The sequence below is a fragment of the Halobacteriovorax sp. GFR8 genome (assembly GCF_050955245.1).
GTDB lineage: Bacteria > Bdellovibrionota > Bacteriovoracia > Bacteriovoracales > Bacteriovoracaceae > Halobacteriovorax_A.
In genome coordinates, this window is the sequence record NZ_JBPBLR010000002.1 from 956876 (window position 1) to 974349 (window position 17474).

Genomic DNA, 17474 nt, shown 5'->3' on the forward strand with positions numbered 1-17474 from the left:
TAAAATTTTGTAGAAGAGGTTAGTTTTGCGCTCCAGCTTTCGCGTATTTGTTGAACGCTTTATCTATTTATTCAAAACCGTTGCCTTTTGGTTTATTACAATCATAGGTAATCTCGGTGTGATCATCTTCGCATTTGCTTTCCTACATCTTGAAAAAGGGGCCAATCCAAAAGTTGTTGAGCTTGGAGATGCTATTTGGTGGGCCTTTACCACAATAACCACTGTTGGCTATGGAGATATTACTCCTGTTACACTTTGGGGAAGGGTTATTGCAATTGTTCTGATGATCTTTGGAACGGGGCTATTTGCCACATATACTGCGATTTTTGCCAATGTTATGCTTGGACGTCAATTTCTTACGATCGGAAGACGTGTACAAGTCTTAAAAAGAAATGTAGAAGGGATGCAATCAAGTCTACATAGAGAAGATTTAATGCTAGAAAGAGAGCTAGCTAAGTTAAATAAAACTTTAAATATATTAAATGATAGAATGACGAGTCTTGAAGAGAGAAATGGAGAAAAGAAATGAGTTATGAATTTTACAAAGTACTTCACGTGTTTATGGTTGTCCTTATGGTTGCTGCCTTTGCACCTCAATTTGTAAGTACTGAAGCGCAAAACAGAAAGCTATTTAAAATTACTTCTGGTATTGCAAGTTTCCTACTTTTCGTAGGTGGTATGGGGCTTCTTGCTCGTATCGGTGTTAGTCATGGTGCTGGTTGGCCACTATGGGTTAAGGTTAAGGTTGGACTATGGGTTGCAGTTTCTGCTCTTGGGCCAATTCTTGCAAAACGTATGAAAGCAAATCGCCTTGCTGGTCTAGGTTTAATTCTTGCACTAATTTTTATTGCAATCTTCTCAGCAGTAACTAAATACTAAGAAATTTTAAAGAAGAAATTTTGGACCGTAATTGGTTAACATATAAGGGCCTTTGGGCCCTTTCTATTCCTTCCATCCTTGCATCGATGCTCGAGCCACTAAGTTCAATTGTCGATACAGCTCTTGTTGGAAATTTTGATACAAATATGCTGGCCGCTATGGCCATCGGTGTTTCTATTATGTCATCCATCACTTGGATGTTTAACTTCTTAGTACACGCGCCTATTCAAGCAATTTCTCAAAAACTTGCAAAAGGTGAGTATGAAAATGTTGTCTCACTTATCAAAGTAACATTCTTAATCGCATTTTCGATCGGACTTTTACTTGTTCTTATTTTTGTACCAGCTCGTCACTTTGTTTATGACTTCTTAAGTGTAACTAAAGAACTATACTCTTTATGTGATGAGTACTTCTTAACAAGACTTTATGGACATGCTTTTATTTTATTATTCATGTCGGCCTTATCTGTTCTTAGAGGAATGGCAAAAGTAAATATTGTCTTGGGCATTATTGGTGTGGCCACTTCTATAAATATCGTCTTGTCATACCTTGGGCTCTATCAACTCAATATGGGGCTTTCAAGTGTTGCCGCTGCTACTATTTTTGCTAACGCAGTAGGCTTCTTTATCAGTCTTTATTTTATTCTTACTCACGAAAAGGTTCGCCATCTCTTCTTATCTCAAAAGATTATTTTGGCCGATGCATTCCACATGGGGAAAAACTCGATCAATGTTTTCATGCGCTCGGCCTTCTTAACGTTAAGCTTTTTCTTGGCCACTAAAGTGGCTAGCTCCATTTCTTTAAAAGTACTTGCTGCTCATCAAATTATATTAAATCTTTGGCTATTTGCTTCTTTCTTCACAGATGGCGTGGCCACTTCTGGAAATATTATTGGTGGAACACTTTTTAGAAATGAAGGCCATGAATATTTAAAGGATATCTTTCACAAGCTTTTAGTGATGGGTGGAGCTATCGGGATCGTCTTTTGTTTGATCTTTACTTTTGCAAATGGCCCATTGATCTCACTTTTTACCTATGATGAAAGTATTCATCAAACAATAAAAGGGATTATTTACTTCCTTGCTATTGTTCAGATTCCTGTGTCGATTGCCTATGTTTTTGATGGCCTTGTCTTTGGAATTAATCGCTTTGATTTTCTAGGACGCCATATGGTAATCGCATTCTTTACATGCTTTCTTCCTCTGGCCTATCTAAGCTATTTAAATCAATCTTTCTTGCTTCTGTGGGGGGCAATTTTCTCGGTGGGTATCTACCGATTTATTTCGAATGCATACTTAATTGGAAAGACATTAAAGGTTAAATCAACATGAAAGAAAAAGGATCACAGGGATTCTCAAAAGACTATTGGGAAGTCAATTACGAGGAAGCTGATCAAATGGATGGAATAGGTAATGTGGAACAACACGTTGGCTATATTAAAAATTTATTTGGTTTAGAGTATATTGATATCAGCTCAATTATTGACTTAGGCTTTGGCCTTGGTCACTTATTTGAGGCACTTTTAGAGGAGTTTAAACCCTATAAGGCCCATGGGATTGAGCCAAGTGAGTACGCTTACAAAATTGTAAAAGATCGCGAAATCAACAAAATCGAATCAACGAAATTTAAGTTAGAAAAAACAGATATTGTTAGTTGGTGTCGAAAGAATGAAAACACTAAGAAGTCATTTGACCTTGGTGTTTGTACAAGTGTCTTTCAATACCTCACAGATGAAGAACTAGAATACTGTTTGCCAATTCTCGCTTCCAAAATAAAGTATTTTTATCTAACGGTTCCAACAGATAAGGAGTTGGATCGCCAAGTTGAAGATCTTGAGTTTAAAGACGAATATGCCATTCGTAGAAGTCGTACAAAATACCAGAAAGTGCTAAGAGAGCATTTTACATTTATTTCTAGTCGACTACTGGAAAGCAAGGTATATTTTGATGAAACAAACACAAATTTTACCGACTTATTATATCGATATTAAATGGAGTTTATTATGAGTAATTCTGGTCTTGATACAAAGACATGTGAAGCAATTGTAAAGGGTGAAGCCAAGGCCCAAACAGCAGCGCAACTTATGAGTGCACGTTACTTTGCTTATACAATCGGCAATATTGATTTCATCGTTGATTCAACACACCCTGATCATAGAGAGGATATGGATGTAAATGAAATCAAGGCATGGTCATCACAATCTGAGTGGAAGGGTCTTGAGATCGTTGACACTGCAGAGGGGACAGAGAGGGACGACTGGGGAATGGTTGAGTTCAAGGCAACTTTTGGCCTAGGCGGACAAGACCATGTGCATTATGAGCGTTCTGAATTTGTTAAAGTTGATGGAGACTGGTTCTTCGTTGACGGTGAGCCAATTGTAGCGCAGGTAAAGAGAGATGGTGCAAAAGTTGGACGCAATGACCCATGTCCTTGCGGCTCAGGTAAGAAATTCAAGAAATGTTGCGGTCGATAATTGTCGACTAAATAGCCTTTGTTTTAACGCATTATGGTCTCTTAAACGAGTGTCGTGATTAGTTAAAATTAGGGTTACAACTTTATGTATTTCTGTTAAAAAACTAATAATTTCATAAATATTTTATTGTTAACAAACCAAGATAACGGGATTTGTCGCTATGATTCACATTAAGAGAGGATTGGATCTTCCTATCAGTGGGAAGCCATCACAAAAGATTGAGGTAGGACCTCAAGTGACTAAAGTCGCGCTTACTGGGCCAGACTATGTTGGAATGAAACCAACAATGCTAGTTCAAGTGGGTGACGAAGTTAAAAAAGGTCAGGCGTTATTTTCTTGTAAAAAAGTTGAAGGTGTTCTTTATACAGCACCTATCAGCGGAAAGGTTATTGAAATTAACCGTGGTGCAAGAAGAGCGTTTGAAACTTTAGTAATTGAAGTTTCAGGTAACGAGCAAGTTACATTTGAAAACTACAAGGGGACGGGAGTAAAAGATTTAGCAAAAGAAGATGTTCAAGCACTTCTAGTTGAATCAGGTCTATGGCCAACTTTCAGAACAAGGCCATTTTCTAAAGCGCCAGCTTTAGCTTCTGAGCCACATTCGATTTTCGTAACAGCAATGGATACAAATCCACTTGCAGCTGACCCAGCAGTAGTAATTGCTGAAGCAAGCGAAGATTTCGTAAACGGTGTTGAGGTAATCTCAAAGCTGACTGATGGAAGAACTTTCGTTTGTAAAGCGGCCGGTGCAAATATTCCAACGCCTTCAACGACTAAAGTTGAAACAAAAGAATTCGCAGGTGTTCACCCAGCAGGAAACGCAGGAACTCACATTCACTTTATTGATCCTGTAAATGCAAATAAGACTGTATGGTCAATCAACTACCAAGACGTAATTGCTATTGGTAAACTTTTTGCAACTGGTGAACTATCAACTGAGAGAGTAATCTCGATTGCAGGTCCAGCATCTGTAAATCCAACTCTTGTTAAAACTGTTCCAGGTGCTCACTTAGGTGAGGTTACTTCTGGAAAAGTTGGACAAGGTGAGGTGAGAGTTGTTTCTGGTTCTGTTTTCAGTGGACGTGCAATGGTTGGAACTTTTTCTTACCTAGGACGTTTCCACAACCAAATTTCTCTACTTACTGAAGGGCGTGAAAGAGAGTTCTTAGGATGGCACAAGCCTGGTCTTAATAAGTTCTCTGTTAAACGTACTTTCCTACACTGGCTAAAGCCAGGGCAGATTTTCGATTTTACTACTGCTACTCACGGTTCAGATAGAGCTATGGTACCAGTTGGTTCATACGAAAAAGTAATGCCTCTTGATATGCTACCAACTCAACTTTTAAGAGCACTTGTAACGAAAGATGATGACTATGCAATCGAATTAGGTTGTTTAGAGCTAGATGAAGAAGATTTAGCGCTTTGTACTTTCGTAAGTCCTGGTAAAGTTGATTTCGGTCCAGCTCTAAGAGAAAGTTTAACTACTATTGAGAAAGAAGGATAAATACAATGTTGCGCAAACTTCTAGATTCTCAACATGATAATTTCGCCAAAGGCGGGAAGTTCGAAAAGTTTTATGCTGTTTATGAAATGATCGATACTTTCCTTTATACTCCAGGTGGAGTGGCGAGAGGTTCAGTTCATGTTAGAGATGCACTTGACTTAAAAAGATTAATGATCACTGTTGCTATTGCTCTTATTCCAGCAATGTTTATGGCAATGTACAATACTGGTTTTCAGGCCAACTCAGCTTTAGCTGCAGCTGGTATGACTCCTGAAGGTTGGCGTGCTGATATCATTTTAGCACTTGGTGCAGGCTTCTCTCCAGATAGCCTTGTAGCAAACCTTCTACACGGATTCCTTTACTTCTTCCCAATCTTTCTAGTAACGCAAATTGCTGGTGGTTTCTGGGAAGCACTTTTCGCGATCGTACGTGGTCACGAAATTAATGAAGGTTTCCTTGTTACTGGGATGCTTTTCCCATTAACTCTTCCTCCGACAATCCCTTTATGGCAAGTCGCTGTAGGGATCTCTTTTGGTGTTTTAATCGGTAAAGAGGTTTTCGGTGGTACAGGGAAAAACTTCCTTAACCCAGCACTAACTGCTCGTGCTTTCCTTTTCTTTGCTTATCCTGCACAAATTTCAGGTGATGCAGTTTGGACAGCAGTAGACGGTTTCACTGGTGCAACGGCCCTTTCTCAAGCGGCACTTGGTGGTGTTGGAGCAATCACAACTTCAATGCAAGATGCATTCTTAGGATTTATGCCAGGTTCAATGGGTGAGACTTCAGCTCTTGCTTGTTTAATCGGTGCTGCGGTTCTAATTATTTCAGGTATTGGTTCTTGGAGAATTATGCTTTCAATGGTTCTTGGAGCAGTTGTTACTTCTGGAATCTTAAATGCTATCGGTTCTGATACAAATATGATGTTCTCAGTAACTCCACTTTGGCACTTAGTGATTGGTGGTTTTGCTTTCGGTACAGTGTTTATGGCAACTGATCCAGTATCAGCTTCTATGACACACAAAGGACACTGGTTCTATGGTGCTTTAATCGGTTTCATGGTTATCCTTGTTCGTGTTATTAACCCAGCTTTCCCAGAAGGTACTATGCTTGCAATCCTTTTCGGAAACTGTTTTGCACCTTTAATTGATTACTTTGTTATTCAAGGAAATATCAAGAAACGTGCAAACGGATACAAAACGGCTTAAGGGGGCAGTGATGAGTAATGATAGTACTGCAAAAACTCTGATCGTAGCAACAATCCTATGTGTTGTTTGTTCAGTTGTCGTATCTTGGTCAGCGGTTTCACTGAAGCCACTTCAAGACGAGAATAAAGTTTTAGATGTTAAGAAAAACCTTCTGATGACTGCAGGTCTTGTAAAAGCTACAGCTCAAAAGAAAGAGATCTTAGAAGCTTATAAGCAAATCGAAGCAAAGCTAGTTGATCTTAAAACTGGTGACTATGTTACAGATATTGATGTGACAAAGTACGATGCTGTAAAAGCTGCTAAAGATCCAAAAATGAACTATGCAATTCCTGCGTCGGAAGACAAAGGGAAGATCAAGTTCCGTGCAAAGTATGCAAAAGTTTACTTTGTTAAAGCTGGTGAAGAAATCAAGTCTGTTGTTTTCCCAATCCACGGTAAAGGTCTTTGGTCAACAATGTATGGTTTCCTAGTTCTTGAGACTGATCTTAATACTGTTAAAGGTATTGGTTTCTATTCTCACGGTGAAACTCCAGGTCTGGGTGGTGAAATTGATAACCCACACTGGAGATCGGTATGGCCAGGGAAGAAAATCTTTGGTGATGCAGGTAAACCACAAATTCAAGTAATTAAGGGTGCTGCTAGTAAAGCAAGCAGCTTTGATATTGATGGACTTTCAGGTGCAACTCTTACTGCTAATGGTGTAACAGGAACTGTTCGCTATTGGATGGGTGACGATGCATTTGGACCTTTCATCGATAAATTCACACAAGGTGGGGGTGAATAATGAACTTTAAAGAAACAGTAGTTTCTCCATTATTTGAAAATAACCCAATTGCACTTCAAATCCTTGGTATTTGTTCTGCTCTAGCGGTTACAACAAAGATGGAATCGGTAGCAGTTATGTGTCTTGCCGTAACTGTTGTATGTGCATTTTCTAACTTATTCGTTTCTTTAATTAGAAACCACGTTCCAAGTGCAATTCGTATCATTGTTATGATGACGATTATTGCTTCACTTGTAATCGTGACAGATCAAGTTCTAAAAGCTTACGTTTATGACGTTGCAAAATCGATGTCAGTTTATATTGGTCTAATCATTACAAACTGTATCGTTATGGGACGTGCGGAAGCATATGCGATGAAGAATCCTCCAATCATGTCATTCTTTGATGGTATTGGTAACGGAATCGGTTATTCACTCGTACTAGTATTTGTAGGATTTTTCAGAGAGCTTCTTGGTTCAGGAAAACTTTTTGGAATGTCTATTTTAGCAACAACTGGAGAAGGTGGTTGGTACCAAACTAATGGTATGGCACTTCTTGCACCATCTGCATTCTTCTTAATTGGTTTTTTCATCTGGGGACTACGTACTTGGAAGAAAGATCAAGTAGAAGAAATGTAAGGGTAGGTGAAATATGTTAGAACATTATTTAAGTTTATTTATTAAAGCAGTATTCATTGAGAACTTGGCCTTAGCATTCTTCCTAGGTATGTGTACATTCCTAGCAGTTTCAAAAAAGGTTAAGACTTCTCTAGGTCTTGGTGTTGCGGTTGTAGTTGTTCAAACAATTACAATCCCTATCAACAACCTACTTTATAACTACTTACTAAAAGAGAACGCTCTTGAGTGGGCAGGGATTCCTGGTACAGATCTTTCATTCCTAGGTCTAATTTGTTACATCGGTGTTATCGCGGCGATGGTACAAATCCTAGAAATGTTCCTAGATAAGTATATGCCAGCTCTTTATAACGCTCTTGGGATTTTCCTTCCTCTAATTACTGTAAACTGTGCCATCATGGGTGGTTCATTATTTATGGTTGAAAGAGATTATACTTTTGGAGAGTCTGTTGTTTTCGGTCTAGGTTCTGGTTTTGGTTGGGCCCTAGCGATTGCAGCTCTTGCAGGTATTAGAGAAAAAATGAAGTACAGTGATGTACCAGATGGTCTAAAAGGTCTTGGTATTACTTTTATCACTGTAGGTCTAATGGCACTTGGTTTCCTAAGTTTTTCAGGAATCCAACTTTAGTAACGGTAAGTAATAAAAAGGAAATATTATGAATGCAATTATTCTTGGTGTTTTAATGTTTACCGTTGTGGTTCTAGCACTAGTTTTAGTAATTCTTTTTGCTAAATCAAAGCTAGTATCAAGTGGTGACGTTAAGCTAACAATTAACGGTGAGAAAGTAGTTCACATTCCAGCTGGTGGAAAGTTACTAAATGCTCTTGCTGATCAAAAATTATTCGTATCTTCTGCCTGTGGTGGTGGGGGTACATGTGGTCAGTGTCTGGTTCACGTACACTCAGGTGGCGGAGAAATTCTAGAAACTGAAATGTCACATATCTCTAAGAAAGAAGCTCGCGAAGGCTTAAGGCTTGCATGTCAGGTTGGTATTAAAACTGATATGGAAGTTGAAGTTGAAGAGTCTGTCTTTGGTGTAAAGAAATGGGAATGTACGGTTAGATCTAACCACAACGTTGCTACTTTCATTAAAGAATTTGTACTTGAACTACCTGAAGGTGAGTCAGTTCCATTTAGAGCTGGTGGTTATATTCAAATTGAAAGACCTGCAGGACTTTCAATCGATTATAAAGACTTCGATATTGAAGAAGAATACCGTGGTGACTGGGATCATTTCAACCTTTGGCAGTACAATTCAACTGTTAATGAAGAAACGATCAGAGCTTACTCTATGGCAAACTACCCTGAAGAGAAGGGAATCATTATGCTTAACGTGCGTATTGCTTCTCCACCTCCAAGAGCTCCAAAAGGAACTCCTCCAGGGAAAATGTCTTCTTATATCTTTAGCTGTAAGCCAGGTGATAAAGTTACAATCTCTGGTCCATTCGGTGAGTTCTTCGCACGCGAAACAGATAAAGAAATGGTTTTCGTTGGTGGTGGAGCTGGTATGGCGCCAATGCGTTCACACATCTTCGACCAACTTAAGAGACTTCACTCTAAACGTAAGATGACTTTCTGGTACGGTGCTCGTTCAGTTAGAGAAATGTTCTATGTTGAAGACTTCGATGGCCTACAAGCTGAGAACGATAACTTCAAATGGCACGTTGCTCTTTCAGATGCACTACCGGAAGATAATTGGACAGGTTATACTGGGTTCATTCACCAAGTACTTCACGATGAGTACCTGAGCAAGCACCCAGCTCCAGAAGATTGTGAGTACTACCTATGTGGTCCTCCAATCATGAACAAGTGTGTTATCGATATGCTTCTTGACCTAGGTGTTGAGAGAGATGATATCATGCTAGATGACTTTGGTGGATAACCAGGACTAAAAAAAGTAATAAATTTACATAGAGAAGAGGCCAGCTTTATAGCTGGCCTTTTTTTGTTAGCTAATTTCGAATAAAAGTTAAGCTAAGTTATCCTTTCTTCAATTGTTCATATATTCCACTATGTTAGTTTTTATGTATGGATAATATGACAACTCTTTATATCGTACTCTTATCATTTCTACTTCTGTGTGTTGTCTGTACTTATGTCGTTGCAATGATTGATAAAGAAAGTGATTACCACCAATTTAAGGCCGCAATTGTTCTAAATTTTTTCTTATATGTGATACGTTTTTATTTTGCTCAGTGGATCGAGTTTGATGTTATTTTCTTCGCTCTAAAAGTTATTCCGTTATATCTTATAAGTAATTTCTTCCTCAATAATCGTTTAGATCGATATCGAATAGGGATTATGAGTCTCTTTTCTTTGGGGGCCCTTGCTGGATTAACTCTATTTTTATTAGGATACAGTTTTGAATATTATTCACTGGCCGTTGCTGCTGGTAGCTTCTCTCCAGGGCTCTACGCTCTCGTTTACTTTGGTCGAAGACTTAATCATCTTGTTAATCCCTTTTATTTTGCTATCTTTGCCATTGCAGGAATCGTAACTTTTTCATACCCATTTACTTCAGCAATTAAGGGAGCTGAAATTTGGGGATGGAGTGCTGGCGTCATCTCTTATATTGCAATCATGTTAGGCCTTTTAGTTAAAATATTAGAGAAGAAAGTCGATGGTGATTATAAGTTACAAGAAGAACTCAAACTTATTAATGCAATTTATAAGGCCGTCATTCATGATACTTCAAATGATTTAAATTTTTTGTCATTGAGCCTTTCAAGGGCATTAAAAGATGAGAACTTAACTTATGTAAAGTTAGCCTATGATCGATTAAGTGAACTCATTAAGTTTAAGTCAGAAATTCGTAAGCAATTTAATGAGGAAAAACTTTCTTATGATGTGGAACTCTCGACGCTAGTAAAGTCTGTTGTAACTCGTTATCAAGATGACTTTAATCGAAAGCGAGTACAGTTGGTTGTGACTTACCCTCATCAGCATATTGAAGCCTCTCTTCCTATAAGTAAGGAAAGCTTGGTTAACTCCATTCTTGGAAATCTTGTTTCAAATGCTTTAAAGTTTTCTGAACCACGTTCAAAAGTTTATCTTTCAATGATTCACGATAAAACTCATGTTTACTTTAGTGTCATCGATTCCGGTGGAGGGATTCCTGATGATATTGTTTCCTCCGTTACAAATTTTTCTAAAGTAAGGTCGAGTAGTGGAACAAGTAATGAAATGGGAAGTGGTATGGGTCTTAGCATACTCTGTTACATCATTAAAAGAATTGATGGTGAGATTAGTTTTGTGAGTATGAAAAGTGGAACCAAAGTCATTGTTAAAATTCCTTTTTCTAATCAATTGACGGATACATTAGGTAATAAGCGTAATAACCGTGGAAATGACGTTATATCACACGCTTAAAGAATCTTATCTTTTCTTACAAAACTAGTCTTATGAAGGGAAATTGAGTCTAATTATGGATATGAAATCGATACTTACTTTATTACTTTCCACTTATGTCCTGGCAACTTCTCCCGTAACAATTTCGGAGTTTTCAAACTCATTAGAAAATGAATTAGGGCTAAAACTTTCGCGCTTAGATGATGTTATTCAAAAGATTAGAGTCAGAAAACCTAATGTTTTTGAAAAGTGGTTAATGAATAAAAGTGGTGCAGAAGCTACCTATAATGACAAAACAAATACGATCGTTTTACGTCAGAAGAATTGGCGTGGAGATCGAATTGTTAGCTCTTCTGATTTTCCAACGGGCCAAGAGTATCAGTTTTCTATTTTAGCATCGACTATTTTTCATGAATTAATGCATGCGGATTTTGACGTTTTAATAAAAGGGAGTCGCACGCGTTCTGATATAGCCCTAAAGAATACTCAACTATGGTTTTCAAGAAATATTCCAGGTGTGAATGCTCATATTGCTGCCCATGAATTCTTTGGTTATACCGCTTCTGATTTAATCTTGGGAATTAAGAGTAAACTTCAAGATATCTATATTGCTCATGGTATTAATAGCTATAAAAATACGTGCTTTGGGAAGAAGGGCCTGAAGAAAATTAAGGAACGTCTTTTTCCGGATGGTGATATTCGCTTTAAAGACACATTGAATATTTCAAATTTTGCATTTGTCTTCACTCCTAATACGATTTTTGTGAAAGGTAAGGACTTCAATATCAAAGATAAGAACTTTCCAGATTCTTACCGCTCGGATGTTTATCAGCACTTTGTTGAAAATTACCATGCCCCTGCAAAATCAAGTGATTTACTAGAGGTTGCAAGAAGACAGTATGGTGACTTATTGCAAAAATGCTTTGAAGGTATTTAACGAGACCTATCTCTTGAAAATCTAATCCAATCTAAATAGAAATACTTTTTCTTGGCCGATGTTCTCGGCAAGTTCTGCATCGCTAGTAAGAATTTTTATCAAAGGGTACAATATAAATTATGGTACAGAGTTAAAGATGTATCTTAAGTTGCCATTTTAATTATTGTAGTGATAATCAGTATTTAGTGATCGATAAGGTGTGTTTAATTGGAAGTAAGTAATAAGGCATTAGTCGCATATTTTGATGGTGTAAGGTCAATGGGTGACTCTGTTGATGACTTTATAGCAGAGCTTCCTGTTAAAGATAAAAATCTTTTAGATGTAAAGTCACGCATCACGTGGCAAGAGTTTAAAGACATTACGATCTTCTTTTCTGAGAAGTATCCAAATTATACAGAAATTATCAGTAATACAGGTGTTTCAAATAGAATTATTAAGCCATTCTTTGACATCGTTACTTACTTCATTAGTTATAGCTTACTTTATGAATTCTTTTTGAAGTTGTCTTTCAAAATGCTTTATACAAATATAAAGATTGATACAAAGAAATTAAGTTCAGATTCTTTTCAAATTATTTTTGAATTTTCAGATTCAACTCATATCTTTCACGAGTTTATCAATATGTATGTTGAGCTTTTTAAAACAATCCCTGTCAATTTTATTGGGTGTCGTACATATTCAAAAGTGAAATACCTAATTGTTGAAGATAGAGTTGTGTTTTCTGTAAGAAATGCTGCCTTTGCAAAAGTGAGTATTCCAAATCTTTTATATAATTTCTTCTTCACGAAGAAAAAACTTCATGAAGTTATTTTGAAAAATGTGGAATATTCAAATCTTTTAGAAAAGCAAAATCTAGAGCTTGAAGAGTACCGAAAGAACTTAGAGTTGTTAAATACAGAACTAAATCTAAGTAATCGTACGCTTCACCATGACGTCGCAAATAAGCTCCTAAGCCTTGAAGTTGCTAAGAAGAGAATTGAAAATGGTGATTATGATCAAGCAGTTCATAAGATCAATCAATTTTCAAATTCAGTTAAGGGTATCATTCAAAACTCAATTGTAACGACGCATATTGATGGTGAACTTTTTGAACTCGAAGAGATCGACTTATATGACCTTTTAATAGAAGCAGTAACAGAATATGATGATATTGCTATTCAAAAGGGTGTTCGAATTATTCATGATTTTAAAATTGATCAAAATTTAACGATCTATACTAATAAAATCGCCCTCCAAAATAACTTAATTTCTAATATCATGTATAACGCTATTAAGTTCTCACATATGAATGACAGTATTGTTTTCTCTGCATCTGTGTGTGATGAAAACCTTTGTCTACGAATCGTTGACTTTGGTGTAGGTATTCCTGAAGAGAAGCTTAAGTTAATTAAAAAGAATGTTGGTCTAATTGGATCTACAAAGGGAACTAATGGTGAGAAGGGATCTGGACATGGTATGAGTATCATCATGGATACTGCTAATGCGCTTGGATTCAAGGTTAATATTTCTTCGAGCCTAGGAAATGGAACGTCAATTGAGTTAATTAAAAATATTTCTCAAGAAGAAACTGATTTTAACAATGTACTCTATCTCGATAGTCAAAGTTCTAAGTCTTAATTTTCATCTCGTAAGTATTAAGTATCACTAGTGTGTGCCAAGTATTTTTGCTGAGGTCTTGAAAAGGCCCCGTTGTAACTCCCCAAATTCTCCAAAAAAATTATTTTAATTTATACTCTCACGTTAACTGGAGGGTAGAGATGTTTTCAAGAAATATTGGATTAATTACTCAAGAAGATCAAGATAAGTTGCAAGGAGCATCTGTATTAGTTTGTGGTGTTGGTGGCATGGGAGGAGTCGCTAGCGAAGTTCTAGTACGTATGGGAATAGGAAAAATTAAAATTGCAGATTTCGATCGTTATGAGGCACATAATTCAAATCGTCAAATCCACTGTAATGCAAAAAATTACGATCGATATAAAGTCGATGTCTTAGAAGAAGAGTTCAGGAGTATAAACCCTGATCTTGAAATTGAATCATTTAACGAAGGTGTTACAAAAAACAATATTGAAGCGCTTCTAGATGATGTTGATATTGTTATCAATGGTATGGACGAGATGTTTTATTCGCTAATTTTAGAGCGAGCAGCTCGCCGAAAAAGTATTACTATTGTTGATGCATGGATAACACCATTCGCCTCGGTATTTGTTATGACTCCCGATTCTCCGCATTGGGAGGAATATTTAGATTTATGTACAAAGAATACGAGTATTGATGAATTAACACCCGAGTTGTGTAATCAGGCCGTAAGGGAAGAGGTTGATTTTACTTTTAGCCATTTTTCTCCCTATAAATATATTTCTAAAGATCTCGTTGATAAAATTGTTACTAAAGAAGCTACTAGACCAAGCTTTACACCTGTTGTTTGGCTCTCTGGTGTACTAATGGCAAATGAAGCTTATAAAGTCATTTGTGGCCTCCCACATACAGACCACTTAGGTGTGTTCTTTGACCAATATGAGTTTCAGATAATTAATGCTGGGACACAGTCTAAGAAAGGTAAGAAAGCTGCCTAAGGAGCATTTATGAACGAGGTAAAGTGGGGGAGCTATTCCTTCAAAACATATTTTAGGCCTGGCCTTTATTTAGATGATTTTAACTTGAAGCGTTTGTACCGTTCAATTGTAGAAATTAATAATACTTCTAAGAAAAAAGTAAATATTAGATATCTTCAATTAGAGGATATGGATGAAATAAAAAGCTTTCTGAGTCATATTATTGTTTCAGTTGTTCATACACGTGGTAAGGATATTTCATTTTTGATGAATTATATAATTGAAGATGGTGCTGTTAATATTCTTCATGTTGGAATTATGGTTGCAAATTCATATACAGGTAATGATGCAATGGCCATGTTGGCATGTTTCAATAAGTTAGAATATTTCAAAAAACATAAGAGTTTTTATACGACAAATATATCTGCTACACCTGCTGCAATTGAAGCATTCGATAAAATAAGTCACAAAGTTTGGCCATCTCCAAAGAGTCAAATTAAGAAGCCTCCGAAAGACTATATCAACGTCGTTAAACTCCTCGAAGAGTTTTACATTAAGAAGTGGTTTCAGGACCCAAAAGAGTGCAGTATTGACCCTTATCGCTTTGTTCTTAAGTCTCCTTGTAAGAAGATGGGATTTAAAACGAATATGTTTCAGATGAGTCGAGCAAATAATATTGAATATCAAAATTTTTGCCATAGTATTATTGACTATGAAAATGAAGAAGATTTAGTACAAGTTTCAAAATCTGGATATCTTGAACTTTTAAAAACTTACCTACTTACAAGTCTTTTTCTACACTTTAAAAAGCCACCAAAGTACTATGGCCAAGAGAGAAAATTAAATGAGCACACAGAGGTCGAAAAAATAGCTTAGTAACTTAAAAATTAGGCCTGAGGTATGAGAATTACACTTAGGCCGTTACTTAAAAAAGTTGGTGTAAATAAATAATGTGTTTAAATGATAATTATTCTTAAATTAAATTAACTACCCCTTAGGAAGTCTGTAAAATTAGATACTTATAGACTGAAAAAGATTCACTCTCTTAATAAAGTATATTTGTTTCTGTTTGTTTATGGTACTGAACACTCGTGGATTCAATTATTATTTTATATGCTATTTTATTAGGCTTCCTAGTACTATGTACTGCGAGTGTATTTCTCGTATCTGCCGTTGATCGATATCAAGACTATCTTGATTTTAAGAAGTTTCTAGTGACGGTCATTTTGGCATACTTTATTAATTTCACTGTAGGTGTAACGCCTCATTTGGCGGCGGCATCTTTTTGCCTTCAGTTCTTTCCGATATTTTTCTTGAGTAATTATATTTTAGCAGGACAAAATAGATTAAGTTTTCGCTACTTTGGCCTCTTGCACTTGATTGGGATTACCTTTAGTTTTCTTCTAGCTGTTTGGACAGATGACTTTACAGTCTTTAGTCTTCCCTTGGTCTTGAGTGCATATTCTCCTGGGTTTGCTGCAATCTACTATATTCTTAAAAGAAAAAGTTCTCTTACAAATTTCTTCTATGTCTTTGTTATGTCGCTAGGTGCACTGAATTTCATTTCGTTTTCTGTCTTTCGTTTTGTGCCCGGGACAGAGTTGTGGGGATGGAGTGCTGCTGTCTTAAATTATATTTTAATTATGTACTGCTTCTTTCTGATGATTTTAGATAAGAAAGTTATTCTTGATGCAGAGTTAAAAGATGAGCTAAAGCTTACAAATACACTGTATAAAACTTTGATTCACGATACATCCAATGATTTGAATTACCTATCTTTTAGTCTAAGCCGAGCAATAAAAAGAGATGATATCTCTTTTGTTGAAAAGGCCAATGAAAGGTTAAATGAGCTAATAAGATTTAAAACAGAGGTTAGAAAACAGTATCAAAGTGAGAAAGGCATCAGTCATAAAGTTAGTATGGTTAATATTCTTTCTCGAATTGAAAACAACTTCTTGGATCTTTATCGTTTAAAAGGAATTCAGCTCGTTAAATCGATAAAGAATGAGAGTGATGACATTAATATTCCTATAAGCGAAGAAGTTTTAATCAAAACAATTCTCGGTAACTTACTCTCGAATGCATTAAAATTTTCGCCACAAGGAGCTCAAGTTCATTTAACTATAAATGTGTGTATGGATATGATGCATATACAGGTAATGGATTCAGGGAAGGGGATTCCTGAGCACATTGTAAATGAGGTCAAAACCTATAGTAAGGTAACTTCAAGTAGTGGGACTAATCATGAAATGGGTACTGGTATGGGGCTTGGTATTGTTTGTTTCGTTGTTGACCGTGTAAAAGGTGAGATTGAATTCACATCTCGAAAAGATAAGGGAACGACTATTGATATAAGAATACCAACAGTCGCTACTCAGTTTCTTAATGGTCTAATGCCTAAAGAACAAGTTGTGCAGTCTACGCTACTGCATTAAGCTCCTCATAAATTGAATTCAAGTTTATTTCCAGGTCACTATTTGATTTGAATTTTTTAAATAATTGCTCTGTTATTTTAAAAAGTGGATGTTTAGAGCGAAGTTTTCTCATTATGCTTGGATCTGTTGAGAGGATATCAACATAGTCTTGTGCTCCATTTGAAAATTGAAAAAGCTGATTCTCCACTAATACTCTTGCACCAACTGATATACTTGCTTGCGATACTTTCTTATTAGAGTTGGTACAGGAAATAATTGGCCCATTATTTTGCATTAGTGATCTCTCCATCAGTGTCACAAGCACTAATGCCTTCCATGGGAATTCATCACTCTTAGTATTAAATTTTGAGGTGATAGTAAAGTTACCACATGCCAGAATATGATTCCCTTCAATCTTATTCAGTACTTGTTTTTTGATAAGATCATTCCAGTTTTTAAAGTATGATGAGCTTTGATCTATATTGCTTTCAAGGTTAAATACTGTATTGGCGCCACCTCCTACGAATTCTCCCTTGTAGTAAATTGCAACGAGCTCATCTTGCTTGTATAGTTCATCTGAATAAAGCTCAATATCTCCCTCCCTAAGTCCTAGCTTCTTATATGCACTTGTCCATGTCTCCTTCCATTCATTATAGAATTGCTCATAGTAACAATAGAGAGGGTCATTCAAGTCAGTATTTCTTGGTGAGAGAATAATAAGTTCTAAGTCATTTATATCGATACTCTTCATTTTGGCTCCTAC

18 protein-coding genes are annotated in these 17474 nt (G+C 36.5%); 17 read left to right on the forward strand and 1 reads right to left on the reverse strand.

Features of this window, described 5'->3' with window-relative positions; genetic code table 11:
• Positions 1-25 precede the first annotated feature (25 nt).
• From ACRXC1_RS05200 to ACRXC1_RS05280, 17 genes are all read left to right on the forward strand, one after another.
• Positions 26-529, forward strand: a complete 504-nt coding sequence (locus ACRXC1_RS05200) for a potassium channel family protein (RefSeq protein WP_433657069.1) — start codon at positions 26-28, stop codon at positions 527-529.
• On the forward strand, positions 526-879 hold the full coding sequence (locus ACRXC1_RS05205; RefSeq protein WP_392907382.1) for a SirB2 family protein: 354 nt from the start codon (positions 526-528) through the stop codon (positions 877-879). Before ACRXC1_RS05200 ends, ACRXC1_RS05205 begins: the two co-directional genes overlap by 4 nt.
• Positions 880-899: 20 nt before the next feature.
• Positions 900-2210 (forward strand): MATE family efflux transporter, encoded by a 1311-nt coding sequence (locus ACRXC1_RS05210; RefSeq protein WP_433657071.1) that lies wholly within the window; start codon positions 900-902, stop codon positions 2208-2210.
• Complete coding sequence (locus tag ACRXC1_RS05215) at positions 2207-2869, forward strand: class I SAM-dependent methyltransferase (RefSeq protein WP_433657073.1); 663 nt, start codon at positions 2207-2209, stop codon at positions 2867-2869. Before ACRXC1_RS05210 ends, ACRXC1_RS05215 begins: the two co-directional genes overlap by 4 nt.
• A 12-nt stretch (positions 2870-2881) precedes the next feature.
• Positions 2882-3352 (forward strand): YchJ family protein, encoded by a 471-nt coding sequence (locus ACRXC1_RS05220; RefSeq protein ID WP_392907390.1) that lies wholly within the window; start codon positions 2882-2884, stop codon positions 3350-3352.
• 160 nt (positions 3353-3512) lie between these two features.
• The gene (locus ACRXC1_RS05225; RefSeq protein ID WP_433657075.1) at positions 3513-4856 is read left to right on the forward strand and encodes a Na(+)-translocating NADH-quinone reductase subunit A; all 1344 of its coding nucleotides are present in this window, start codon (positions 3513-3515) and stop codon (positions 4854-4856) included.
• 5 nt (positions 4857-4861) lie between these two features.
• On the forward strand, positions 4862-6061 hold the full coding sequence (locus tag ACRXC1_RS05230; protein WP_433657077.1) for an NADH:ubiquinone reductase (Na(+)-transporting) subunit B: 1200 nt from the start codon (positions 4862-4864) through the stop codon (positions 6059-6061).
• A 10-nt stretch (positions 6062-6071) separates the two neighbouring features.
• Positions 6072-6845, forward strand: coding sequence for a Na(+)-translocating NADH-quinone reductase subunit C (locus tag ACRXC1_RS05235; RefSeq protein WP_392907399.1), 774 nt, complete (start codon positions 6072-6074; stop codon positions 6843-6845).
• On the forward strand, positions 6845-7462 hold the full coding sequence (locus ACRXC1_RS05240) for an NADH:ubiquinone reductase (Na(+)-transporting) subunit D (protein WP_392856353.1): 618 nt from the start codon (positions 6845-6847) through the stop codon (positions 7460-7462). The genes ACRXC1_RS05235 and ACRXC1_RS05240 overlap by 1 nt, the downstream gene beginning before the upstream one ends.
• 13 nt (positions 7463-7475) lie before the next feature.
• On the forward strand, positions 7476-8087 hold the full coding sequence (gene nqrE / locus ACRXC1_RS05245) for an NADH:ubiquinone reductase (Na(+)-transporting) subunit E (protein WP_392907401.1): 612 nt from the start codon (positions 7476-7478) through the stop codon (positions 8085-8087).
• Between the two features lie 28 nt (positions 8088-8115).
• Positions 8116-9342 (forward strand): NADH:ubiquinone reductase (Na(+)-transporting) subunit F, encoded by a 1227-nt coding sequence (nqrF, locus tag ACRXC1_RS05250; RefSeq protein ID WP_433657080.1) that lies wholly within the window; start codon positions 8116-8118, stop codon positions 9340-9342.
• Between the two features lie 146 nt (positions 9343-9488).
• Positions 9489-10829, forward strand: a complete 1341-nt coding sequence (locus tag ACRXC1_RS05255; RefSeq protein WP_433657082.1) for a sensor histidine kinase — start codon at positions 9489-9491, stop codon at positions 10827-10829.
• A gap of 61 nt (positions 10830-10890) precedes the next feature.
• On the forward strand, positions 10891-11745 hold the full coding sequence (locus ACRXC1_RS05260) for a hypothetical protein (protein ID WP_393061307.1): 855 nt from the start codon (positions 10891-10893) through the stop codon (positions 11743-11745).
• Positions 11746-11952: 207 nt separating this feature from the next.
• On the forward strand, positions 11953-13362 hold the full coding sequence (locus ACRXC1_RS05265) for a sensor histidine kinase (RefSeq protein ID WP_433657085.1): 1410 nt from the start codon (positions 11953-11955) through the stop codon (positions 13360-13362).
• Between the two features lie 140 nt (positions 13363-13502).
• Positions 13503-14318, forward strand: coding sequence for a ThiF family adenylyltransferase (locus ACRXC1_RS05270; RefSeq protein WP_433657087.1), 816 nt, complete (start codon positions 13503-13505; stop codon positions 14316-14318).
• Positions 14319-14327: 9 nt separating this feature from the next.
• Positions 14328-15173: a hypothetical protein gene (locus ACRXC1_RS05275; RefSeq protein ID WP_433657089.1), complete on the forward strand. Its 846-nt coding sequence runs from the start codon at positions 14328-14330 to the stop codon at positions 15171-15173.
• 215 nt (positions 15174-15388) lie between these two features.
• Positions 15389-16732 (forward strand): sensor histidine kinase, encoded by a 1344-nt coding sequence (locus ACRXC1_RS05280; RefSeq protein ID WP_433657091.1) that lies wholly within the window; start codon positions 15389-15391, stop codon positions 16730-16732.
• Here the strand turns inward: ACRXC1_RS05280 and ACRXC1_RS05285 are convergent.
• The gene (locus ACRXC1_RS05285; protein WP_433657093.1) at positions 16716-17462 is read right to left on the reverse strand and encodes a hypothetical protein; all 747 of its coding nucleotides are present in this window, start codon (positions 17460-17462) and stop codon (positions 16716-16718) included. The genes ACRXC1_RS05280 and ACRXC1_RS05285 overlap by 17 nt on opposite strands.
• Positions 17463-17474 lie beyond the last annotated feature (12 nt).

Coding starts and splice junctions, on each gene's coding strand:
- ACRXC1_RS05205 (WP_392907382.1), top strand. CDS start 526: ATGAGTTATGAATTTTACAAAGTACTTCACGTGTTTATGGTTGTCCTT.
- ACRXC1_RS05215 (WP_433657073.1), top strand. CDS start 2,207: ATGAAAGAAAAAGGATCACAGGGATTCTCAAAAGACTATTGGGAAGTC.
- ACRXC1_RS05220 (WP_392907390.1), top strand. CDS start 2,882: ATGAGTAATTCTGGTCTTGATACAAAGACATGTGAAGCAATTGTAAAG.
- ACRXC1_RS05225 (WP_433657075.1), top strand. CDS start 3,513: ATGATTCACATTAAGAGAGGATTGGATCTTCCTATCAGTGGGAAGCCA.
- ACRXC1_RS05230 (WP_433657077.1), top strand. CDS start 4,862: ATGTTGCGCAAACTTCTAGATTCTCAACATGATAATTTCGCCAAAGGC.
- ACRXC1_RS05235 (WP_392907399.1), top strand. CDS start 6,072: ATGAGTAATGATAGTACTGCAAAAACTCTGATCGTAGCAACAATCCTA.
- ACRXC1_RS05240 (WP_392856353.1), top strand. CDS start 6,845: ATGAACTTTAAAGAAACAGTAGTTTCTCCATTATTTGAAAATAACCCA.
- nqrE (WP_392907401.1), top strand. CDS start 7,476: ATGTTAGAACATTATTTAAGTTTATTTATTAAAGCAGTATTCATTGAG.
- nqrF (WP_433657080.1), top strand. CDS start 8,116: ATGAATGCAATTATTCTTGGTGTTTTAATGTTTACCGTTGTGGTTCTA.
- ACRXC1_RS05255 (WP_433657082.1), top strand. CDS start 9,489: ATGGATAATATGACAACTCTTTATATCGTACTCTTATCATTTCTACTT.
- ACRXC1_RS05260 (WP_393061307.1), top strand. CDS start 10,891: ATGAAATCGATACTTACTTTATTACTTTCCACTTATGTCCTGGCAACT.
- ACRXC1_RS05270 (WP_433657087.1), top strand. CDS start 13,503: ATGTTTTCAAGAAATATTGGATTAATTACTCAAGAAGATCAAGATAAG.
- ACRXC1_RS05275 (WP_433657089.1), top strand. CDS start 14,328: ATGAACGAGGTAAAGTGGGGGAGCTATTCCTTCAAAACATATTTTAGG.
- ACRXC1_RS05285 (WP_433657093.1), bottom strand. CDS start 17,462: ATGAAGAGTATCGATATAAATGACTTAGAACTTATTATTCTCTCACCA.